This is a genomic window from Methylobacterium sp. GC_Met_3, assembly GCF_026540775.1.
Lineage (GTDB): Bacteria > Pseudomonadota > Alphaproteobacteria > Rhizobiales > Beijerinckiaceae > Methylobacterium.
Window position 1 is genome coordinate 1 of sequence record NZ_JALNUL010000057.1, and the last position, 22,112, is coordinate 22,112.

Sequence of the window (22,112 nt, forward strand, 5' to 3'; positions counted from 1 at the left end):
ATCCAAATGTGAGAGCTGTCGGTCGCTCCGCGGTCGGCAAAATGCTGTCAATCCATGCATAGAGGTCCGCCTGCAATGCGGTCAGATCAGTTCCCACCTCGGGTACGATAAAGGCTTTCAGACGGACGCCCTCCTCCGGGCGCATCAGACGCACCGCTGCCTCCTTAACGCAGGGCCGATCACGGAGGCGCGCCGCGACCCGGTCAGGGTACACGTTGATGCCGCCGACTTGTACGGCACCATCCCGTCGGCCCGCTAGCTCAAACCGCCCCCCGCCTAGCATCCGGATGCGATCCGGTAACGAGAGGCGGCGTCCAGATCGATCGATAATTTCTGGTGCATCCTCGCTGACTGGCTCGACGAAATGCCAGTGTGGCATGAGGCTATACGAGAACTCCGGCCAGGGGCGCACAGCCGCGCCGGCCGTCTCTGACGAGCCGTACACCTCTACCATCGCCGCCAGACCGCGTTCGCGGAGCGCTGCGATTAAGTCTCGCGGACACGGGGCGGTCGAGACCACGCCAGCGACGTCCTCCGGCCAGTTGGGCAGCGAGCGCTCCAGCCAACGCCAGCGGTCGGGAAACGTGACGACGAGATCCCCGGGCGCGAGGCTGCGAGCAATCTCAGCAGGGCCGAGCTTCGTCGCATCGACATGGTCGACGCCGAGCGCATCGGGCAGGAGCGCGGCGAACAGAAAGCCGTAGGCGTGGTGGGTCGGCACAAGGGAGAAGACGCGTCGCCTGTTCCGGAACAGCTCACTTAGGAACGCGATCTCAGTGCGTAGAGCATCGGCCGTATGCGCGCAGCGCTTCGGTCGCCCACTCGTCCCCGAGCTCGTAAAGGTGACCGACGTGACACCGGAGCGCCAGGCGGCCTCGACCCGCTCAATCCAGGCCCCGAACGTGGTGTCCGCAAGCAGCCCATCCTCACCGCCCGCCTCGTGGAGGTGGAACATCTCGTTGACCGCGGAGGCTAGCCACAATCGCTCCAGCGAGTCGCAGCCCAACCCCTCTCCAGCTCCAGAACTGATTCGCGTGGTCTCGGGCCATGCCGATGGCAGGTGTACCGGCAGACGCGCGGCAGGATTCCCGCGGCCGCGCGCGGCAAGGAGTTCAGCGATGAGAAGGCTCTGTAGGACGGTAGCGAGGGCGCTTCGCGAAAGCATCGCAGGATGACCAGCGTTCAGGCCGCGGCCTGATTTGGGTGTGACAGCTCAACCCGGTCGCGGCCCGAACGCTTGGCCTTGTACAGCGCGTTGTCCGCGGCCGCGAGCAGGCCAGCCAGGGATGCGGCCGGATCCGTATCCAACGCAGAGCAGCCAAAGCTTGCGGTGATGCGCAGCTCGATCCCGCCCGTAACGATCGGCTCACGTGCGAGCGAGGTGCGCAAGCGTTCGGCGACCGCAGAGGCCTTCATAAGCGAGGACTCTGGAAGGAGCACGACGAACTCCTCGCCCCCCAAACGGGCGAAGATGTCCTCAGGACGCAACTCCGCTTCGCAGCGGCGCGCGACTTCACGTAGCACCGCGTCACCCGCCGCATGCCCGTGCTCGTCGTTCACGCGCTTGAAGTGATCGACATCGAGGACCACGAGAGCCAACGATCCCGCATCCCGGAGTGCCCGTACACGTTGGCGTTCCGCCGTCTCGAAGAAATGAGCCCGGTTGCTCGCACCCGTGAGATGATCGCGCGTCAACATCCTGCGCAAATCGGCCGTGTCACGCCCTTGGCGGGTCACCGCTCGTATGACCAGGGTATATCCCGCAGCAGCCCCCGCTGCCTCGTTGCGCACGGCGACCAGGCGCTGGCACCAGTAGCGCCCGCCGTCGGCCAGGGCGTGCCAGCCCTCGTGAAGGTACCAGCCGTCCCGTCGCGCCACGGCGATCGCCTCACCGGGCAGAGGCATCGCCGTGGCGCGGTCCGGGCGGTCGAACCATTCAAGCGGTCTGCCGAGGAGCTCGGCTTCCGTGAAACCGGTCTGGCGCGTCGCTGAGGGCGTTGCCGCGTCGACGCAGCCGTTCGCATCGAGCGAGAGCACAGCCACATCATCGACGCCGTCGAGCAGGGAGGCAAACCATGTCTCGGCTTGCTTCAACCGCCGCTCGCGGGCGACCTGCTCGGTCACATCGGAAAGGGTCGCGACGTAGCGATCCTCGGTCAGCTTCACGATGGTGCAGGCCAGGATGGTCGACCGCTCCCCGCGTCCGGTCACGATGCGGTGGCCGTCACAGACCGTCCCCTGCGGTGGTGCGAAGTTGTGGATCATGTTGCGCAGTTCTGGCGCGCAGCCGTCCATGACGTCGAACAGGTTGATGACGAACGGACGACCCGCGATCGGCATGAGAAGGCCCATCGCGGCCGGGTTGACCATGCCAATGGCACCGGCCGCCGAGAACTCGACGAGACCGGCCGGGCAGGCGTAGAGGAATTGGAGCAGCGCCGCATTCTCGGCTTCGAGGTCAGTCGTCATGGCGGCTTCGCTCAGCGCTGGATCAGGATATAGCGGCGATCGGTCTGCGGCGCCTTCAGCAGCCGCAGCCGCACGGGCGTGGGGCGCATGCGTAGGGTGAGCACATAGTCGATGATCTCGTCGATCTCCGCCTCGTCCTCCAAGCGCTGCGCCACCAAGAAGTTATTCATGCACTGCGCAGTCACGGAGAAGTAGTGCGTGCCGAGGACGGTCTCGCGTTGGAGACCAGCCAGCTGCGCCTCTGTGGCGTTATAGATCTCGACTATACCCGCCGATGACAGTCCGACCACCCCGAACGGCAGGGCGTCGAGCTGATCCGCCTCAAGGGTGAGTAGCATGTCGAGAGAGATGGCTTCGAAAGTGAGCACAGCAGGCCTCGCATGTCAGTTCGGAGATGCTCAGGCGGCGCGCGTGCCGAGCCCAGCATCCACGCCAGTCTCCGTTCTTGATCCAGCAGAGCCTCGCTGTGGGAGCCAGGCCGTCGGCAGGCTCGCCACGGCAGGTTTGGCAAACAGATAGCCCTGGAACAGATGAATGCCGGTCGCACGCAGAGTGTCGAGCTCGTCTTCTGTCTCCACGCCCTCGGCGATCACCGCGATGCCCAGCTGACGTGCTATCGCAACCACACCCACGACGATGGTCCGGCGAGCGTGCGACGCTCCGATGCCGCGGATCAGTTCCATGTCGAGCTTGATGAAGTCAGGCTGAAAGCTCGCGAGCAGGTTGAGCCCAGCGTACCCTGCACCGAAGTCGTCGAGGGCGGTGGCAAAGCCCTGCTTGCGATACTCGGTGATGATGCGCTGAACGTGAGCGACATCGGCCATGCGCTCGTTCTCGGTGAATTCGAACATGATCTGCTGATGTGCGAAGCCGACGCGACGCGCCGCCTCCAGCGTCGCCCGGATGCAAGCGGCTGGCTCATAGACGGCGTTGGGCATGAAGTTGATGGACAGACGGGTATCTGGTTCGACGAACAAGGCGCTCGCTAGCTCAATCGCCTTCACACGACAGGCCTGATCGAACTTGTAGCGGTTTGCCTCATCAACCATCGCGAGGATATGACCGGCGCCTTGACCCGAGACGCCTCTGACTAATGCCTCATAGCCCCACACACCATGTCGATGGAGGTCGAGGATGGGATGGAACGCCATTGTGAACTCAAAGGGCAGCGGCTCACCAGCCTGGCAACCCTGGCATCCCCTTTTCATAGCTCGAGCTTCTCATATTGGCGTTGATCGAACCCAGCTAACAGCTTGACGGTTTCGCTGACGTGAATTTTCGACGCGAATAAAGACCCGAGTGAAGGTTCGGTTTCGGGGCGCGCTCGCAAGGCTGTGCGTTGGGGTTGGGTCGGTAACGAGTTGTCTGCTTTGCCGTTCGGTTTTTCCCGAAGCAGACCGGCCGCTTTCGGCCACATCCAGCCCCGGCGGTGGGCGCGCCTGAATGGCTGGGATGGGTGATTTCCTGCCGGTCCGCTCATGAGTGGCATATGCATCGAAGCGGACGCCTCAGCATCCTAGGCAGCCGATCCGCGACCTGACCGGAGCGGCTCCATCCCGACTTTTCTCACTGCGGCTTCGGCCTTGTCGGACTGTAGAAAAGCAATCAGCCGTTTCGCCAGATCTGGGTTTTTGGCCGTCGCCACCGTTGCTGCACTGAACGTTTGGACGAGTTGAACCGCGTCGGGGAGAGCGCCAACTGGCTCGATGCCAGGGATGTTGACGAGTTCGCTGATAGGCCCCAGCGCAAGATCAGCCTCGCCTGCTGCCAGCGCGGCGGCAGAGTCAGTTCCTCGTGGGTAGACCTTCAAACGAACCCTGTCGGCGACGCCGAGCGCTGGAAGGATTTCCCTCTGGATGAAGAGACCACTGGTGCTGCCCGGCATCACGACGAGGCGGGCATCCAGCAAGGTCTGGGTGAGCGCCGCAACTGAACTAACATCGGACTTCGGCGCGCCCGTCTGCACGGCAGCCGCAAGGGGAGCGGTCGCAAGCTCGGCAATCGAGCCCTCGGCGATCAGGCCCGCGCCGATGAGTTCATGGAGCCCTTCGTTGGACAGGATGACGACATCGACGTCGGCACCATGATCAAGTTGGTAGCGGATCGTCTTCGGGCCGGTTCCCTGCGAGGCCCCCGACCGGGTCTCAATCTTGATGCCAGTCTCCTGCTCGAAGTTCGGGATCGCCCTTCGATAGGCTAGCTCAAAGCCTCCGGAGATCAGAACGGTGACCGTAGGTGGGATATCGCTCAACGATGTCATGGCGTGGGCGTCGTTCAGGATAAGGCGGAATGGCCGCCACCTGCATCCTCGGTAGCGTTTGATGGATCTGCTTGCTACCCCAAGCCGGGACCAATGCGTATCCGGGGCATGGCCGGTTTCGGGAGACGGGGACACGCGGTCTACAGGGGCGTGAGTTGGCAGAAGCAGCCGCTGTATCAGGTCGAATATAGCATCCTGTCGGCTTCTACATATTCTACTCAGGAGACGGCGCTCGGCGGCACGTCGTCCTTGCCTTGTGCTGGAGCGGCGATCCTATCGAGAAATGGCGCGGCAGCCTTGTCAGCGGCTCGCTCGATCGCGCGGTAGTGCGCGATGAGATCGGCGCCGAAGGCCGACAGGCGCGCACCGCCACCGGCCTTACCGCCAATCTGTGCTTCTACGACAGGTCGCTCAAAGCCATCGTTCATCGCCTCGATCAATAGCCACGCTCGGCGATACGACATCCCGAGCGCCCTTCCGGCCGCGGAGATTGAGCCATGCTCGGCGATCATCTCCAGAAGTTGCACCTTACCCGGACCTATGCGGTTGCCGGGTCCGACGTCGATCCGGATACTGAGGCTTGCCACCCGCACCTCTCGTCTGCCCTACGCTGTGAGCTATCGCGCCGCCTCATCGGGGGTCCATAGCCAACACGATTACGACTTCCCAGCGCTGTATTCCACAGGATATAGCGCAGCCGACGCACACGTGGCCTAGGACCGTTCCGAGTATGCGCAGCCTGATCCGCACCGGCCTCGTCGCCGCCCTGCTTCTCGCCCCTGGGGTAGTTCAAGCCGCCGACACCGCGACCGTGTTCGCTGCGGCCAGCCTCAAGAACGCCTTGGACAATGCGGGCAAGGCTTTCACCGCTCAGTCGGGCGTCGAACTCAAGGCGAGCTATGCGGCATCCTCGGCCCTCGCCCGGCAAATCGAGAGCGGGGCCCCCGCCGATCTGTTCGCTTCGGCCGATCTGGAATGGATGGACTACCTCGCCAAAAAGAACCTCGTTCGACCGGACACGCGGGTGAACCTGCTCGGCAACCGCCTCGTCCTGATCGCACCGGCCGACGCGAAGGAGAGTGCGATCGCCTTCACACCGGAAGCCATCGCGGCGGCGCTGGGGCCGGACGGCCGATTGGCTACTGGCGAGGTCAACTCAGTGCCGATCGGCAAGTACGCGAAGGTTGCGTTCGAGAAGCTCGGCTTGTGGGCCCGGATCCAGCCGCGTCTGGCGCAGGGCGATAACGTGCGGGCGGCCCTGTTGCTGGTCTCACGCGGCGAGGCACCCCTCGGCGTCGTCTACGAGAGTGATGCGAAGTCCGATCCCAAGGTGAAGGTCGTAGGTGTGTTCCCGGCCGACAGCCATCCGCCCGTGGTCTACCCGTTCGCCGTGACGGCGGACGCGAAGGGCGATGGCGCGAAGCGCTTCCTGGACTACCTTCGGAGCGCGGCAGCCAAGCCCTTCTTCGAGGCTCAAGGCTTCAGCATCATCGATAGCGGCAAGAACTAATCGGCCCTGAGCGGCTCTGAAAGGCAGACATCGTGAAGATCAGCGCACGCAACATCATCAAGGGCACGGTGACCGCAATCGAGAAGGGCGCCACGACGGCGCACGTGAAGATCGAGATCATGCCCGGACAGATCGTCACCGCAGCCGTCACCAACGAGGCGGTCGACAGCCTGGGGCTCACCGTTGGCGGCCCGGCCTACGCCGTGATCAAGGCGTCCGACGTCATGGTCGCGGTCGACTGACGATGATCATCTCCCGCGCCATCCTCACTGCTGGGCTTGTGGCCCTCTCGGTCAACACGGTCAGGGCCGAGGATGCCCCGGCCTGCGCGAGCTTTGCATGGTCGGTGGCGCGGGAACGTGCCGCCTTCGGCGCGCCTAACCTGTCCGCGCTTGCGTCTGGCTCAGCACTGTCGGGCGGCGTCAGCGCAGCGCAGCTTATCCTAAACCCAGCCGCGGAGGTCGCGCTGCCGGTCCCATCCGAGAAGGAAGCGAAGCCCGATACCTTCGCGGGTTTCGTGACGGCTACGGTGCCAGCCGCGGGGATGTACCAAGTGACGCTGTCAGACGAGGCCTGGATTGATGTCAGCCAGGATGGCCGCTCCACCCTCAAGCCCGCGTCCCACAGCGGAAAGAAGGGTTGCCCAGAGGTGCGCAAGAGCGTTCGCTTCGCCCTGGCCGCCGGTGCTGTGACGATCGCGATCAGCCGCGCGTCGAGCCAGCAGATCAAGCTCGACCTTCTCAAAGCCGAGTAGCTGCACCCCCGCGCGGGGGATCCTCGGCGAGCCTACTTGAGTCGAAGATAGAACGGCCGCTTTGGAGAAACGCCAACTGCGGTCCTGGCGGCCGGGTAGGGTCGTTACGCGACCGTCCACTTTTGCAGCAGACCTTCTCCGAAGCAGACCGGCAGCTTTCGGCCAGTTCCGGTCAGTTGCCCCGCGCCCATGGTGAACCCAGGGCGGAAGGTCGCTTTCTGGGAAGCAGCGGCCTCCACATCGCAGAACCAGTCAATGACAAGCTGTCGATCACTCCGGTAAGGGCAATCGTGGCGCGCGACACTCAAGATCATTGGTCGACGGGCCTGTAGAGATCCTCAGCACTCTACTCAGCTGCCTGCCGTACGATCTGTGCGCCCGGCACACCGAGGCCGATCGCCTTTGCAAGTGCCGAACGTTTAGCCGCGTAGTCCTGAGCGATCATCGGGTAATCGGCGGGCAGACCGAACCGCGCGCGGTAGCTCTGGGGCGAGAAACCGTGAGCAGTCAGATGCCGCTTGAGCGTTCGGTACGCACGCCCGTCGATGAAGCTGGTCAGCGCCTCAGCTCTTATGGACCGTCGGATTTCGGCCGCGGTGGGTGAGCTGGGTTCGTTACCCAGCGCGGTCTCGACGACAAGCCCGCGATCCAACGAGCACAGGGCACGATGAATGTCCGCGATGAGCTGCGGAAGCTGAGCGCGCGCGAGATGGTTTTTCGAGACGTAGGCTGAAATTATAGCGACAGTGATGTCTGCGTATCTAGCGTCCTGTGTCTCGTGTTCGCGGTGATCAAGCATAACTCTTTCCCTTTCGCGGCCTGGCTTGAACATCGGCCCCGCTCACAGAGGACGGGTGTCGTGGTGATAAGCTCCTCCGCCGGATCGTCCCTTCGATCCGGCGGAGGAGGCGGTTGAAATGCGGCGACGCCCGGCCGGCGCATCGATCCTCATTCGATGCGTCAGCTTAGTTTGGATCGTCGGAGCGTCTGCTCGGCCACACGACGCCCGAGTTCGATCAGCACGACATCGACAATCTCGCGCAAGGCGGGATCCTGAAGCTCCACGATCGTTCGGCGAAGATCTATGGCTTGCTCGACCGCTCGCTCTAAACGCGATCGTATGCCGTCATGCGGATCAATATCGACTGGTGTCGTTCGTGGCACGGCAGGACCTTCTTCAGCTCGCCAAACGGGCCGAGACTCGGCTCTCGGGGGACAGGACGGACTCCGTGGTCCCACGCATCTTCTGCAGCTGGCGCAGGCTCCGTGCGTCGAAGCCCGCGTTGACGGCGACGATCTCCACATCGTCGATCATCTGCGGAAGTCCGAGGGGCAGCGCGTGGATGTGCAGTTGGAGCAGCCGCAGCAGCCAACTCGTCGGCATCTCGGAGACGAAGCCCTTCAGCTCGCGCGGTAGTCCCCACTCGACGATCGCAGTGAGGATCGCCAGCGCGGTCGGGTTGAGCCGTCGACCAGACGTACGTGCCGGGCCGGCGACGCCGATCCGGCTCCATTCGACGATGTGCGGGGACGATGGAGGGGCGGCCTCGCAGAGCTGGGGAAGATGCTTCGACATGACGTAGGGACGTACAGTCGGCAGCAAGCGGGAGTATCCGACTACCTCGTCATCTTCCACGGCTAAGAGGTGGACGGCATGCTCATCATCGAATTCATCGATTTCGCGCTTGTCGTCCCGTGCGATCGCAGACCAGCCCATCTCTTCGACAAAGATCTTGTGGCGTAACCGCCAAACTTGTTCCATCAGCTCGGCGTTCTGCGCGATATTAGCTGCAGTAATGACTTGGATCATGGAAACACCTCTGTACGTGGTGTGCCCGCCCGTTCGGACGCGCGACACCACGCGAACGCGTGGTGTCGGCATGTTCGTTGCGCGATCGCCGGCTTCGTCTGGATGTATGGCGTCTCATCCCCTAACTTCGTCCGGGATGGGCGCCCTCAGCGTTCGTGGTCAGGATATGCCGTGAGCAGAAAGTCCCTCGATCACACGCTCAAGCTGCTCAAAGAGCTCGATCGAGCCGGGAGCATCCCGGAGGTCATCGCCGCCGTGCAGCGACAGCTCACGGGCTTCGGCATCGACGCGATCATCGCGGGGCTTCTCCCGACGCCGACGAGTTTGGTCAGCTTCAACCGCCAGTTCCTAGTCATGGAAAGCGTGCCGGCGGAATGGCGTTCACGGTACCTCAGCCGGGGGTACGCCACGCACGACCCGATCGTCGCGCTGACCTTCCAGCAACAAGCCGGCTTCCGTTGGAGTGATCCTGTTCTGCCCCCGCCCGCGACGACGACCGCCAGCCGGGTCATGCATGAGGCGGCAGATTTTGATCTTCGTGATGGGTACACGGTACCGCTGACGACCATGGAGGGCGAAGTCGGGGGGATGAGCTTTGCCGGATCCCAGCTCGAAATCGCTCCGGAGCATCGCGGCATGCTCACGCTGATCGCGAGCTACGCCTTCGGTCATGCTCTGCTGATGCGAGGCCAGCCTATCGCTACGCGGTCAAAGCTCTCACCACGGGAACGTGAAACCCTGCAGTGGGCGGCCGAAGGCAAAACGGACTGGGAAATCGGAGAGATCATGGGCATCTCGGAACACGGGATCGACTCCCATCTCCGCCGTGTGCGCACCAAACTGAGAACCCGCAACCGGGCTCAGTCGGTAGCTGAGGGTTTTCGGTTAGGCATAATCGTCTAGGTAGCTAGGTAGGCATGGGGGCAGCCGGGCTCCGGAGGCGCGACGTTGACGGATGACGAGCGGGACGAACGCCTCATAAATTCAATCTCGGCCGCGCTCGGCGTGAACATGACCGTGTTTCACGACGGGTATGCCGAAACACAGAACAGTCCTGCCGATTATCATGACTTGATCGTTCTGGCGCGTCTGATAAAGGCATTTCGATCGTTCTCCGATGAGGAGCGTATGACCGTACTAAGGATGACAGAGAAAATAGCTACGCATAAATCTTAACCAAGGGCAGGCGTGTCTAGTCTTCAGGTTCGATGAAATGGGGCACGAGCTGCGACGTATCGTTCGAGATGACCCCTACGCTCTCGCGTAGGATCATCCCAGCTGACTCGTCGCCCACCACCCACGATCCGATCACGACACGGCGGCCGTCGAACTCGGGGACGTTCGCCAGCGCTTGGCGGACATAGCCGCTCCGGGCGTAGGGGCCGTCCTCAGCAGCCGCGACCTGCCCGTTCGTGACAATGGTGACGTTGGCCCCCTCGCGCCCCAGCAGCGGCTTGAGGACGAAGCTCTTCCCCAATTCGAACTTGCGCGGGTCGTCCTCGAAGTAGGCTGGCAGCAGGTTCGGGTGGCCGGGGTGGCGCTCCCAGAGCAGGGGCAAGATGCCCTTGTTGCTCAGGACCATCTTCCACGCCGGCTCGAAGAAGGTCGTGCCGCTGGCGACGATCGCCGGCCCGAAGCTGTCCCGTAGGAGCCACTCCCACGGGTAGAGCTTGAACAACAGGCGGATTGGCTCGCCGCCGCGATCGACGAAGGTCTGGCGATCGACATCCTGGCGCAGGCCGATGTCTGACACGTCGACGAGGCGCACCTTCAGGCCGGCCTGCGCGGCGCAATCCGCGAGGTACCCAACCGTGCCGCGGTCCTCGGGGAACTCCGTCATGCAGGTCAGATGCAGCGCATTGCCGACCCGGGCCCGGATCTCGACGAGGCGGGCGAGCAGGCGCTCGTGGACCGAGTTGAACTGGTCCGCGCCCGGCGGCAGCGCGTCGCTCACACGCTTGTCCTCCAGCCATCGCAACTGGAACACCGCCGTCTCGAACAAGGCAGTCGGCGTATCGGCATTGTACTCCAAGAGCTTCGCCGGCCCGGCGCCGTCGTAGGCTAGATCGAAGCGGCCGTAGAGATGCGGGTCGCGGGCGCGGTGGCTGCGCGCTACCAGGCCGTGGGCCCAGTTCGGGATGCCGAGGCGCATCATCAGCGCCGGGCTCTCTGCGACCTCGGCGGCGAGGTCGAGGCACAGCCGGTGCAGCTCAGCGGTCGGCGCCTCAAGGTCTTGCTCGATCTGCTCGAGGGTGAAGGCGTAGGCAGCGTCCTCGCACCAGACAATGTGAGCGTCTTCGCTGGTGTGGAAGTCGTAGCCGGCCTCCGCGGCGATCGTGCGCCAATCTTCACGTGGGTTGAGGAGGTGGCGGCCCATCACCCGCCTGCGCCGTGCGCGGCCACCGCACGACCCGATCCCCCGAAGCCGCCGAACGTCGTGGTGCCCGTGGCGGTGCTCGCTCCGGATGCCCCGGACGATGCGCCACCATGGAAGGAACCGATAGATCCACCAGGACCGCCGGATGACGATGACCCAGTGCTCCTGCCGGTGGGATCCTGCGCCGGTGATCGCCCATCGCCGCATCCCGGTGAGGCGGAGCTCCCGCCACGATCACACCTCGGTTGGGCCGGGCTTTCCACCACCTGCTGTGGTTGGTGGCTCGGCGGGGCGGTCCGACTGTACTGCCAGCCGGCGAGTGCAGTTGAGCCGAGCAGCACGAGGGTGACCTGATGCGATCGCTTCAGAATCGGCCTGCTGCGCTCGCCTGATGGACTCGGACCCGGTGACGAAACAGCGCGACGGCCGAAGATCGGTTGAGCACCGCGCCGCAGCATCGGGGATCCTCTGTTTTCGACTCAGACGCTACCAAAATGTCGGTTACTTTTTTCGTTCTGAATGCGATTGCGGCGCTGAAAACCCAGGTTGGCACTACCATGGATAATCAAGCGCTCACGCAGTATGTGTAACTAACAGCAACACCGTGGGGGAAATCCAACCCGGAACGACAGAGCGTCGTGGCGATCGGCGACAGCACCACCCGTCCGATTGCGCGTCGTGCGCAGCTCGCCAGCGGAACGTCCGCATTTCCGGCTGACCTCATCCAAAGCAGCCATTCCGCTTTCGGCCAGACTACGTCACGCCAGATCGCTTGAGCGCGCAAAACCGGACGTTCGGCTGTGCGCCCGTTCCGGTCATTCAGCCCGGTCATGCGAAAGCTCGGAAGCGGACATTCCACCAGCAAGGATTCCAGGTAGGAATGCCTCCTGCCAATCGAACACTGGAAGTCCTCGACAGGTCGTCACTTACAGGCACCGGCACGGATCGGGCCGGCGCCGACCGCCGGGTTCTAGCTATCGACCGAACCCTCGTTGATGCAGTGCCACACAGCAATCCCGACACACGGCTCGCGGGAGGTCGGCCGACGGCACGCCGCCGCTCACTTAAGGCGCCCTTAAGCTGAGAGGTGTGGAGGACCGCGCGCCGGCCCGATGGGCTTGGGCTCAGCGGAACCGTCAGTTCGATGCCGAAGCATTCCACATTATCAACTCCGAGCCGCCGCGGGCTGCTGTCGGCCGCCGCCTTGGGCGGAATGGGCCTGCTGGCCAGCCGCGCCCACGCCGAGACCGTCGACCTTCATGTCCCAGGCGGTCCGAGCACCCGCCCCTTGACTGCGACCTATCCCGAGAAGGGGCGGATGATCGTCCAGCGCACCCGGCCGCCGTGGCTGGAGACGCCGTTCGAGGTCTTCGACACTGGCGTATTCACGCCGAACGATCGGCATTTCGTGAGCTGGCACTGGGCCACCTTCCCGACCCACGTCGACACCGACCGTTTCACCCTGAAGGTCCGGGGCCTCGTCGAGCGTCCCCAGGCGCTGTCGCTGCAGGAGCTGATCCGCGACCTGCCACGCTTCGAGATCGCAGCAGTCAGCCAGTGTGCTGGCAATTCGCGCCTTTACGCGCAACCTCGGGTCGCGGGCGCTCAGTGGGCCAACGGCTCGATGAGCAACGCCCTCTACACGGGCGTGCGCCTCCGGGACGTTCTGGACCGGGCCGGCGTGAAGGGCGGGGCCACCCATGTGCGGTTCGGCGGGCTCGATGAGCCGCTGCTGCCTGACGCCCCCAAATTCGTCAAAGCCTTGGACATCGATCACGCCCGCGACGGCGAGGTGATGCTGGCCTTCGCGATGAATGGCGCGCAGTTGCCGATGCTGAATGGTTTTCCGCTGAAGCTCATCGTCCCCGGCTGGTCCGCCGTCTACTGGATCAAGATGCTCGACGACATCGCGGTGATGGATCACCCCGACACCAGCGTCTGGACCACGCGGAGCTACCGTGTGCCGGACACGCTCAACCACACGGTCGAGCCCGGACAGACGGATTACAGCCTGATCCCAATCACCCGGAACCTGCCTCGTTCGTTCGTAACCAATCTCAAGCCGTCCGACACCATCCCGGTCGGCGTTCCGCAACCGGTGCGCGGCATTGCCTTCGGTGGCGACCGCGGTGTCGCCGCCGTGGACTTGTCGCTCGACGGCGGTCGGACCTGGCAGCCTACGATCCTCGGTAAGGATAAGGGCACCTATGGCTTCCGGCGGTGGCAATCCACGATCAGCCTCGCCGCCCGCGGGGCGCATACAGTAATGACTCGCTGCACCAACACCGATCGGATGGTTCAGCCGATCCGGCGCGTCTGGAACCCCGGGGGCTACATGTCCAACCAGGTCGAGGCCCTCGAACTCGTGGCGGCCTGAGGGGTGAGCGCAACCATGTACCGATTCATCCGCACCGCTGCGCTGGCCAGCCTCCTCGCAAGCGCGTCATCCGCCCTCGCCGCAACGCCGCTGGAGCTTCACCCGACGCCTGAGGTTGACCTGCCCGTCGGTGACGATGTCGCCTTCCCCAATGGGTCAGGATCCGACGTCATCGCGTCGAACTGCACGGCTTGCCACTCCGCCGACCACACCCTGAACCAGCCGGCCCTCTCCCGGGAGGAGTGGCATACGGTCGTCGACAAGATGATCAACGCCTACAAGGCACCAATCACATCGGAGGATGCGCGGGTGATCGTCGATTACCTCGCTCGAATCAAAGGCGAGCCCTAGCCGGCGTCGCACGTCTGGCGAGCCGTGGGCCGAAGATCGCGCTCGCCCTGAGGCCCGGGCTGCCGTCCCGTCCCGCGAGGTGCAGGCGGGCACCCGATTGCTCCAGCGCCATGGTGACGATCGAGAGGCCGAGGCCGCTACCGAGCTTCGCCCGCCGGCTGCCGCGCACGAAGCGGCGGATCACCAGGGCCCTCTCCGCCTCGGCGATGCCGGGCCCGTCGTCGGTGATCGACAGGATGGCGCCTCCGTCCGCGCCGAGCGCGGCGTCCCAAGTGATCACCCCGTCCGGCGGGGTCATAAGCAGGGCGTTCTCCATCAGGTTGCGCATGGCGAGGTTGAACAGGTCCTCGTCCATGCGGATCTCGATTGTCATGACGCCGGGACCGAAGGCGACCCGCTCGAGCGCCGGCAACCCGCCCATCGCGGCGAGCAGGTCGCGCAGGCGCTCCTCGACAGGGATCCAGACGGTGGCGATCGGGCCTACGCTGCTGTCGAGGCGCGAGACGGTCAGGAGCTGCTGGACGAGGCGCGCCGACTGATCGACCGCGCTCAGAGTCTGGGCGAGGGCAGCATCCCGCATAGTGGCATCGGGCGCCTGCATGGCGACCTGGACCTGCGTCTTCAGCCCGGCCAGCGGCGTGCGCAACTCGTGCGCCGCATAGGCCAGGAAGGTGCGCTCGTGTTCGCGCGCCGCCACGACCTTGCCGAACAGCCGGTTCAGCGCATCGACCAGGGGGCGGATCTCCGACGGCATCTGGCCGACCTCGACCCGTTCCAGGTTGTCGGCGTCCCGGGCAGCGAGATCGCGGGTCGCGCGATTCAGCGGTCGCAGGCCACGGCCGACGCTGAACCAGATCAGCGGCGCGAGGATCGGCAGCACGCAGCCGGCGGTGAGCAGCAGGCTGCCGACGAGGCCGCGCTCCAGCTGGCGCCGCTGCCCGAGATTGTCGCCCACGAGGATGCGGAAACCCTTGGCCGGGTCGGACAGGGCGAAGACCCGCCACGCCTGTCCATCGACGACCCTAGTGGAGAACCCTTCGCGCTGATCTGACAGGCTCGGATCCGGGGATCCGGCGGAGGCCCCGATGAGGCGCCCATCCAGCGACCAGATCTGGCAGCTGAGATGTCGATCGTAGCTCACCATCCGGCCGGGCGCAGCGCCCGCGCCATCCGCCTGCCGCGCGACCCCTGCCTGAACCGGGGTGAACAGACTGTCGACCATGCGGGCCGCCTCCATCAGGCGGCGGTCGAGGATGTTTTCGAACTGGGCGCGGCTATCGACATAGGCCCAGGCGATGGCGGCGAACCAGACCAGCCCGGTGGCGGTGACCAAGGTCGCGAACAGGCGCATGCGCAAGGACTTCACGCGCGGTCCTCTCGGATGCGATAGCCCAGGCCGCGTACGGTCTCGATTGCATCTCGGCCGATCTTGGCACGCAGATTATGGACGTGGACCTCAAGAGCGTTGCTGCCGATCTCCTCGTTCCACCCGTAGAGGCGTGCCTCAAGCTGGCTTCGGGACAGCACCCGACCGGGCCGCTCGATCAGCGCCTCCAACACCGCGAATTCACGGCGCGACAGACTGAGAACGATGCCCGCGCGGGTGACCGACCGGTGGCTCAATGCGATTGTGAGATCACGCCACGTGAAGATCGGGTTGGCGCGTCCGGCCGCTCGTCGGATCATGACACGGAGCCGAGCCGCGAGTTCACCGAGGTCGAACGGCTTTCCCATGTAGTCATCCGCCCCCCGATCGAGCCCTGCGATGCGGTCGGCAACAGCGTCGATCGCGGTGAGGATCATGACCGGCATGGTATTGTCCCGCGCACGGATGTGGCTCAGCACGTCGAGTCCGGAGCCGTCCGGCAGCATGAGATCCAAGATCGCCGCGCTGTAATGCGTCGCATCGAAGATCGAGACGGCATCCGAGCATGTCGATACGCACTCCACGGACATCCCATGCAACGATAATCCCGAGGTTAAACCATCCGAGAGCATCGGATCATCTTCGAGAACGAGGATGCGCATAGGTCGTCCACGTCAAGGTAGGATCCTGTGCCGCAATTCCAGCATTTGAGGGCATTGCGGCTGCTGCTTAGTAATATCATTCACGCCGTTTCATCTCCTAACAAATGACGAGATCTGCCGCAGATCGTATACACATACCACAATCAAGAAATATAAGTCCGATCTGAAGCCTATCTTAGAATTGTTTCTCAATTTTTCTAATGCGCGCTCGGCAGCAAGACCATCAAATTGCCGCACTGGCCAGATGAATGCATTATACGATACGTTGGCGTTCGCAGCTCGTGGTTCCGACGCGGGCATCCATCACGGCAGAGGTAAGGCAATGGCGGCGATCGTCCGACTGGCTCTGCTTCGACCCTATACCTTCGTTGTGATGTCGATCCTGATCCTGATCTTTGGGGTCATGTCAGTACTCCGGACACCAACCGATATCTTTCCGAGTATCGGCATTCCCGTGATCAGCGTCGTCTGGCAGTATACCGGTCTTCCGCCGGAGGACATGTCCGGACGCATCGTGTCGGTGTTCGAGCGGTCGCTGACGACCACGGTCAACGACATCGAGCACATCGAGTCACAATCTGTCCCTGGCTACGGGATCGTGAAGATCTACTTCCAGCCCAACGTCGACATCACGGCCGCTCAGGCGCAGGTCACCGCGATCTCTCAAACGCAGCTCAAGCAGCTCCCGCCGGGAATCACGCCCCCCCTGATGCTCGCCTACAACGCGTCAAGCGTGCCGATCATTCAGCTGGCCCTGTCGAGTGACACCCTCTCACAGTCGGCGCTGAACGACTTGGCCCAGAACTTCATCAGGCCGCAGCTCACCACGATCCCGGGGGCTCAACTTCCCTACGCCTACGGCGGCGCGGCACGACAGGTGCAGATCGACCTCGATCAGTCGGCGCTCCACGCCCATGGCCTCTCGGCGGCGGATGTCGGCGCGGCATTGGCCCGGCAGAACCTGATCACTCCGGTCGGGACCCAGAAGATCGGCACCTACGAGTGGATCGTTGATCTCAATGACTCCCCGAAGACGATTGAGGCGTTCAACGACCTGCCGGTCAAGGTCGTGGACGGCGCCGTGGTGTTCATGCGCGACGTCGCCCACGTCCGTAACGGCTCGCCGCCGCAGACCAACGTCGTTCAGCTCGACGGCAAGAAGGGCGTGCTGATGTCGATCCTGAAGATCGGCAACGCTTCGACCCTCGACATCATCGCTGGCGTAAAGGCTCGGATACCAACAATCCAGGCGACGTTGCCGGCCGGCGTCGATCTCAAATACGTGGCCGATCAGTCGGGCTTCGTACGCGAGTCCGTGGTGGCGGTGGTACGCGAGGGTATCATCGCCGCAGCGCTGACCGGCCTTATGATCCTCGTGTTCCTGGGAAGCTGGCGCTCGACGCTGATCATCACGGTGTCGATTCCGCTCGCCGTCCTGTGCTCGCTGATCGCCCTCTCGGTGCTCGGTCAGACCATCAATGTCATGACGCTCGGCGGCCTCGCGCTCGCGGTCGGCATCCTTGTCGACGATGCCACCGTGACGATCGAGAACATCAACCGGCACATGGAGGAGTTTGGCGAGGACATCGTCACGGCGATCACCCGCGGCGCGCAGGAGATCATGCCGCCGGCCACCATCGCCCTCTTCTGCATCTGCATTGCCTTCGTGCCGCTGCTAGCGCTGGGCGGCGTCGCCGGCTTCCTGTTCCGGCCGTTGGCGATGGCGGTGGTGTTTGCGATGATCGCGTCCTACGTCCTCACGTACACGCTGGTGCCGACGCTGGCCCGCTATCTGCTGACCGAACATGCACACGGTGACGCCGCGGGCGTAGGCCCCGGGGCCTTCACCCGTTTCCAGCGTGGCTTCGAGCGACGCTTCGAAGCCTTGCGTCAGGGCTATCTCGGCCTGCTCGCCCTGGCGCTGTCGCATCGGAAGCTGTTTGCGGGAGGCTTTCTCACGGCGGTCGCCGTGTCGTTCGGCCTCGTCCCCTATCTCGGACGCGACTTCTTCCCCGAAGTTGATGCGGGCGCGCTGCGCATCCACCTGCGGGCTCCGACGGGTACGCGTATCGAGGAGATGACGGCGCTGACCGGGCGGATCGAGGGACGGGTGCACGCCCTAATCCCGCAGGAGCGCGTAGCCAGCGTCGTCAACAATATCGGCCTGCCGATCAGCGGTATCAACATCTCTTACGGCAATAGCGGCACCATCGGCACCTTCGATGCCGACATGCTGGTGACGCTGAACGAGGGAGAAGGGGCTTCCACCGCCGCACTGACCCGGGGCTTGCGCGAGCGGCTGCCACAGGATTTCCCCGGCGTGACCTTCTCGTTCCTGCCAGCCGACATCGTCAGCCAGATCCTCAACTTCGGCTCACCGGCCGCCCTGGACGTGCAGGTGGCCGGCGCCGACATTGAGGGCGGCCGCGCCTACGCCAATAAGCTGCTGGCGCGGGTCCGCCGGGTCGCTGGGGTCGCCGATGCCCGCATCCAGGAGCAGGCGCGAAATCCAGCCCTCAAGGTCGACTTCAACCGTGCCCTAGCCGGTGTCGTCGGCCTGACCGAAGGCGATGCCGCCCAGAGCATCCAGGCCAGTCTCTCGGGCAGCACGCAAACCGCTCCGACCTACTGGCTCGACCCACGCAATGGCGTCTCGTACCCGGTATCTGTCCAGACGCCGCAATATGCCATCGACACGCTGGGCGACCTCAACAACCTGCCGATCACCGCGGCCCGCTCGGATCAGCTCCTGGGAGGGCTTGCGACTGTCTCCCCCGCGCCGCTGAGTGCCGTGGTGACGGACTACAACATCGCGCGCACCGTCAACATCCTGGCCACGCCGCAGGACCGCGACCTCGGGGGCGTCGCGGCGGACATTCAGCGGGCGATCGACGACACGCGGGGAGACCTGCCGAAGGGATCGACCGTCACAGTGCGCGGGCAGGCGATCACGATGGCCAACGCCTACCAGCAATTGCTGGTCGGCCTCGCATTCTCCATCGTGCTCATCTACCTGCTCATCGTCATCAACTTCCAATCCTGGGTCGACCCGTTCGTCATCGTGATGGCGCTGCCTGCCGCGCTGGCCGGTATCGTGTGGATGCTCTTTGCCACCCACACGCACGTCTCCGTTCCGGCGCTGACCGGGGCGATCATGTGCATGGGTGTGGCCACCGCCAACTCGATCCTGGTCATCAGCTTCGCCCGCGAGCAGCTCCACGCCGGTCGTACGGCATTCGAAGCTGCTCTGGCGGCCGGGGCGACGCGCCTACGGCCTGTGATGATGACCGCACTCGCGATGATTATCGGCATGGCACCCATGGCGATCGAGCCTGGTCAGAACGCGCCGCTCGGCCGTGCCGTCATCGGTGGCCTGCTCTTCGCTACGTTGGCGACGCTGTTCTTCGTGCCGGTGGTCTTCAGCATCGTGCACGGCCGGCCCCGCCGCGTCGGCGCGGCCGCGCCCGACCCGTCATCCCACGCCGCAACCGACGCCATCCTGTCCCCGTCTCCCTGAATCCGGACTCCGTATGCACACTCCAGAGGACGCCCCGGAGCCCAAGATGCCCTCGAAGCGGAACGTGGCCACACTTCTGTCGAGCGTGGCGGTCGGGGCCGCTGCACTCGCTTGGGTCGGCATCAGTGACCGCGCGAAGAGCATGCAGCAGGTCGATGCCTGGACCGAGCGTCAGGCGGTGCCGACCGTTCGGGTGGTCCATGCCCAACGCGGGCCCATGAACGAAGACTTGAGCCTGCCCGGCTCGCTCAGCGCCTATTACACCGGCTCCCTCTATGCGCGTGCCAGCGGCTACGTCACAGCCTGGCATAAGGACCTGGGTGCACGAGTCCGTAAGGACGAAGTCTTGGTTCAGATCTCCGCCCCCGATCTCGACCAGCAACTCGCCGAGGCGCGCGCTACGCTGACTCAGCTCCAGGCGGCCGTCGATCAAGCCCAGGCGAATGCCGACCTCAGCGCAGCCACCAACAAGCGCACCACCCGGCTCGTGGCGCAGGGCTGGTCGAGCGAGGAGCGGGGCGACACAGACCGCTTCACCGCGGCCTCGCGCACCGCGGCCCTGTCAGTCGCAAAGGCAAACATCGTTGCCCAGCAGGCGAATGTCGGAAGACTTGAGGAACTGACGCGGTTCAAGGAAATCAGGGCCCCCTTCGACGGCGTCGTGACCGCGCGCAACGTCGATATCGGAGACCTTCTGACAGCTGGTGGAACCTCGGGGAAGCCGCTCTACCGCGTTTCCGACATCCATCGCGTGCGCGTCTACGTGAATGTCCCGCAGGCGTTTCTCGGCGCGATGAAGCCGGGCCTCAAGGCATCCATGCGCGTGCCCGGGTTGGAGGAGACGTTCACCGCCGAGGTCACATCGACCGCGAACGCCATCGCGGAGGACTCGCGCAAGGGGCTCGTCGAGCTGCAAGCCGACAATCCGGACGGACGGCTCTGGCCGGGCGCCTTCGTCGAGGTGCAATTCCACGTTCCCTCAAACCCGGGGACCTTGCGCGTGCCCGCGACGGCCTTGGTGTTCAATCGCAATGGCACCCTCGTCGCGCAAGTGCAGGACGACCATCGCGTTGCGCTGAAGCCTGTCACGCTCGGTCGCAACCTTGGCACCGACATCGAAGTGCGCGCAGGTATTACACCTGCCGAAAGGCTCATCGACAACCCGCAGGAGTTCATAGCCTCCGGGGACCTCGTCCGCGTCGTCGGGCAGGATGACGCCCCGCACACCGCATCGGCGGAATGACACTGCAGAACCCTTCAAGGTCAGCAGCACTCCGCGTATCGATCGACCTTCATGACGATCGTGCGCTGTGCCAAGCCTCATGCTTTGAAAGAGACGGACGGCTCTCAGCGAGCTCAGCTCATTGCGGTCTCAGTGACGTTACGGCGTTGGGGCGGCGCATTCGCGATAAAGCGACTAAGTGCGCTTGTCCCTTTCCTGAGAAGCCACGTTTCGCAAATACGCGACCTAGCTTTCTCAATTCATTGCTTCTTTGAAAGAAAACATGGCTAGGCAAATTGGAGGGGCCCGTACTCCCAGGCAGCTGCACCCGTTGTTCGTCGGACTTAGCGGGGCCCTGCTGATGGCTGCACTGTTTACGGATTCCATGTATTTAAGTAATGCGCTGATACAGTGGGCCAACTTCTCGGCGTGGCTGATCACCGGCGGGCTCGTGCTGGCCTTATTTGCTGCGCTCGTGCTCGTGCTGGATTTCGTGCTTGGCAGGGCCGGGCCGATCAGCTGGCCCGACTTCGGCCTGCTGGCCGTCGCCGCGATGCTCTCGATCGTCAACGACTTCATTCACACACGCGATGGCTGGACGTCCGTCGTTCCGTCCGGAATCACCGTCTCGGCCATCGTCGCAATCCTGCTTCTCATAGCCGGCCTTCGCGGCTGGTGCGTGACCTACCTAAAAACTCCCGCCCGGGGAGAGAACGCATGACCATGAAGCGCTTCCGCGCGGCTCCCGGCCTGATGATCGTCGCTCTGCTCGCCGGCTGCAGCGACCAGGGAGGCGATCCCTCGAAACAATACGGACCGAATCCGGACCTTCCTGAGCCTCATCAGTATCTCATCCCGCCGATGAGCGTGCCGCAGGCTGTCGGTTGGAAGGCCGGGGAAACGCCCACGGTTCCCGCCGGCCTGCGCATCCAGGCTATGGCGAACGGGCTGATGCATCCGCGTATCGTCTACCCACTCTCCAACGGCGACATCCTCGTCGTCGAAAGCAACGGCCCCGGTACCAAGCCTTTCCGGCCAAAGGACTACATCTCGGGTTTGATCAAGGCCCGCGGCGGTGCTGCCGACAAAGGTGGTAATCGCATCACGTTGTTGCGCGATGCCGACGGCGATGGCGTTCCGGAGTTGAAGACGGTGCTCGTCGACCATCTGCACTCGCCCTACGGCGTCGCGTGGGTGGCGGATACGCTGTACGTGGCCAACACCGACGCGATCATCGCCTATCCGTTCAAGCCCGGGCAGACGGAGATCAAGGAGGCGGGGACCAAACTCGCGGATCTACCGGCCGGCCCGATCAACCACCATTGGACCAAGGCGATGGTCGCCAGCGCTGATGGATCGAAGCTCTATGTCGGCGTCGGGTCCAACAGCAACGCTGCCGAAAACGGGATGGATGTCGAGGAGGGACGCGCGGCGATC

At 64.1% G+C, this 22,112-nt stretch carries 20 protein-coding genes and 1 pseudogene; 10 read left to right on the forward strand and 11 right to left on the reverse strand.

Annotated features, from left to right (window positions below):
* From OXS27_RS28345 to OXS27_RS28370, 6 genes are all read right to left on the reverse strand, one after another.
* Positions 1 to 955, reverse strand: a 955-nt coding sequence (locus tag OXS27_RS28345; RefSeq protein ID WP_267360679.1) for an AMP-binding protein, incomplete at its 3' end; no start/stop codon positions are given.
* 227 nt (positions 956 to 1,182) lie between these two features.
* Positions 1,183 to 2,370, reverse strand: coding sequence for a sensor domain-containing diguanylate cyclase (locus tag OXS27_RS28350; RefSeq protein WP_267360681.1), 1,188 nt, complete (start codon positions 2,368 to 2,370; stop codon positions 1,183 to 1,185).
* Positions 2,371 to 2,480: 110 nt separating this feature from the next.
* Positions 2,481 to 2,837 (reverse strand): hypothetical protein, encoded by a 357-nt coding sequence (locus OXS27_RS28355; protein WP_267360684.1) that lies wholly within the window; start codon positions 2,835 to 2,837, stop codon positions 2,481 to 2,483.
* Positions 2,838 to 2,867: 30 nt separating this feature from the next.
* Positions 2,868 to 3,677 carry an EAL domain-containing protein gene (locus OXS27_RS28360; protein WP_243916126.1) on the reverse strand — a complete coding sequence of 270 codons (810 nt, stop codon included), beginning with the start codon at positions 3,675 to 3,677 and terminating at the stop codon, positions 2,868 to 2,870.
* A gap of 308 nt (positions 3,678 to 3,985) precedes the next feature.
* Entirely contained in the window at positions 3,986 to 4,729 is a 744-nt protein-coding gene (locus OXS27_RS28365; protein WP_267360686.1) for a substrate-binding domain-containing protein, read from the reverse strand.
* Positions 4,730 to 4,947: 218 nt separating this feature from the next.
* The gene (locus tag OXS27_RS28370) at positions 4,948 to 5,316 is read right to left on the reverse strand and encodes a winged helix-turn-helix domain-containing protein (protein ID WP_243916124.1); all 369 of its coding nucleotides are present in this window, start codon (positions 5,314 to 5,316) and stop codon (positions 4,948 to 4,950) included.
* Between the two features lie 143 nt (positions 5,317 to 5,459).
* On the opposite strand from OXS27_RS28370, the gene modA reads away from it, so the two are divergent.
* From modA to OXS27_RS28385, 3 genes are read left to right on the forward strand one after another with little or no spacing between them, the layout of a single operon-like run.
* A complete protein-coding gene (gene modA / locus OXS27_RS28375; protein ID WP_267360688.1) occupies positions 5,460 to 6,239 on the forward strand; it encodes a molybdate ABC transporter substrate-binding protein in 780 nt (259 codons plus the stop codon).
* Between the two features lie 32 nt (positions 6,240 to 6,271).
* Positions 6,272 to 6,481: a molybdopterin-binding protein gene (locus OXS27_RS28380; RefSeq protein ID WP_243916122.1), complete on the forward strand. Its 210-nt coding sequence runs from the start codon at positions 6,272 to 6,274 to the stop codon at positions 6,479 to 6,481.
* Between the two features lie 2 nt (positions 6,482 to 6,483).
* The gene (locus OXS27_RS28385) at positions 6,484 to 6,993 is read left to right on the forward strand and encodes a hypothetical protein (RefSeq protein WP_243916121.1); all 510 of its coding nucleotides are present in this window, start codon (positions 6,484 to 6,486) and stop codon (positions 6,991 to 6,993) included.
* Between the two features lie 346 nt (positions 6,994 to 7,339).
* On the opposite strand, the gene OXS27_RS28390 is transcribed toward OXS27_RS28385, so the two are convergent.
* Both OXS27_RS28390 and OXS27_RS28395 read right to left on the reverse strand, forming a co-directional pair.
* Positions 7,340 to 7,792 carry a MucR family transcriptional regulator gene (locus tag OXS27_RS28390; protein ID WP_267360691.1) on the reverse strand — a complete coding sequence of 151 codons (453 nt, stop codon included), beginning with the start codon at positions 7,790 to 7,792 and terminating at the stop codon, positions 7,340 to 7,342.
* Positions 7,793 to 8,170: 378 nt separating this feature from the next.
* Positions 8,171 to 8,803 (reverse strand): acyl-homoserine-lactone synthase, encoded by a 633-nt coding sequence (locus OXS27_RS28395; protein ID WP_267360693.1) that lies wholly within the window; start codon positions 8,801 to 8,803, stop codon positions 8,171 to 8,173.
* A gap of 171 nt (positions 8,804 to 8,974) precedes the next feature.
* Here OXS27_RS28395 and OXS27_RS28400 point away from each other — a divergent pair, with 171 nt between their 5' ends.
* Positions 8,975 to 9,706 (forward strand): autoinducer binding domain-containing protein, encoded by a 732-nt coding sequence (locus tag OXS27_RS28400; protein WP_243916807.1) that lies wholly within the window; start codon positions 8,975 to 8,977, stop codon positions 9,704 to 9,706.
* 289 nt (positions 9,707 to 9,995) lie between these two features.
* Here OXS27_RS28400 and OXS27_RS28405 read toward each other — a convergent pair whose 3' ends face one another.
* Positions 9,996 to 11,180 (reverse strand): glutathionylspermidine synthase family protein, encoded by a 1,185-nt coding sequence (locus OXS27_RS28405; RefSeq protein ID WP_267360695.1) that lies wholly within the window; start codon positions 11,178 to 11,180, stop codon positions 9,996 to 9,998.
* A 1,144-nt stretch (positions 11,181 to 12,324) separates the two neighbouring features.
* Here OXS27_RS28405 and OXS27_RS28410 point away from each other — a divergent pair.
* Together OXS27_RS28410 and OXS27_RS28415 are read left to right on the forward strand one after the other, a co-directional pair.
* Complete coding sequence (locus OXS27_RS28410) at positions 12,325 to 13,557, forward strand: molybdopterin-dependent oxidoreductase (protein WP_267360697.1); 1,233 nt, start codon at positions 12,325 to 12,327, stop codon at positions 13,555 to 13,557.
* A 15-nt stretch (positions 13,558 to 13,572) separates the two neighbouring features.
* The gene (locus tag OXS27_RS28415) at positions 13,573 to 13,908 is read left to right on the forward strand and encodes a cytochrome c (protein ID WP_243916793.1); all 336 of its coding nucleotides are present in this window, start codon (positions 13,573 to 13,575) and stop codon (positions 13,906 to 13,908) included.
* On the opposite strand, the gene OXS27_RS28420 is transcribed toward OXS27_RS28415, so the two are convergent.
* Positions 13,892 to 15,274, reverse strand: coding sequence for an ATP-binding protein (locus OXS27_RS28420; protein WP_267360700.1), 1,383 nt, complete (start codon positions 15,272 to 15,274; stop codon positions 13,892 to 13,894). The genes OXS27_RS28415 and OXS27_RS28420 overlap by 17 nt on opposite strands.
* Positions 15,271 to 15,936, reverse strand: coding sequence for a response regulator (locus tag OXS27_RS28425; protein WP_267360702.1), 666 nt, complete (start codon positions 15,934 to 15,936; stop codon positions 15,271 to 15,273). The genes OXS27_RS28420 and OXS27_RS28425 overlap by 4 nt, the downstream gene beginning before the upstream one ends.
* Positions 15,937 to 16,258: 322 nt before the next feature.
* On the opposite strand from OXS27_RS28425, the gene OXS27_RS28430 reads away from it, so the two are divergent.
* From OXS27_RS28430 to OXS27_RS28445, 4 genes and pseudogenes are all read left to right on the forward strand, one after another.
* Positions 16,259 to 19,453 (forward strand): efflux RND transporter permease subunit, encoded by a 3,195-nt coding sequence (locus tag OXS27_RS28430; protein WP_267360704.1) that lies wholly within the window; start codon positions 16,259 to 16,261, stop codon positions 19,451 to 19,453.
* A 64-nt stretch (positions 19,454 to 19,517) separates the two neighbouring features.
* Positions 19,518 to 20,696 (forward strand): efflux RND transporter periplasmic adaptor subunit, encoded by a 1,179-nt coding sequence (locus OXS27_RS28435; protein ID WP_243916786.1) that lies wholly within the window; start codon positions 19,518 to 19,520, stop codon positions 20,694 to 20,696.
* A gap of 262 nt (positions 20,697 to 20,958) precedes the next feature.
* Positions 20,959 to 21,396 carry a DUF2231 domain-containing protein gene (locus OXS27_RS28440; protein ID WP_346733021.1) on the forward strand — a complete coding sequence of 146 codons (438 nt, stop codon included), beginning with the start codon at positions 20,959 to 20,961 and terminating at the stop codon, positions 21,394 to 21,396.
* Positions 21,393 to 22,112: pseudogene (locus tag OXS27_RS28445) on the forward strand (sorbosone dehydrogenase family protein); the annotation flags it as partial. The gene OXS27_RS28440 and the pseudogene OXS27_RS28445, both read left to right, overlap by 4 nt.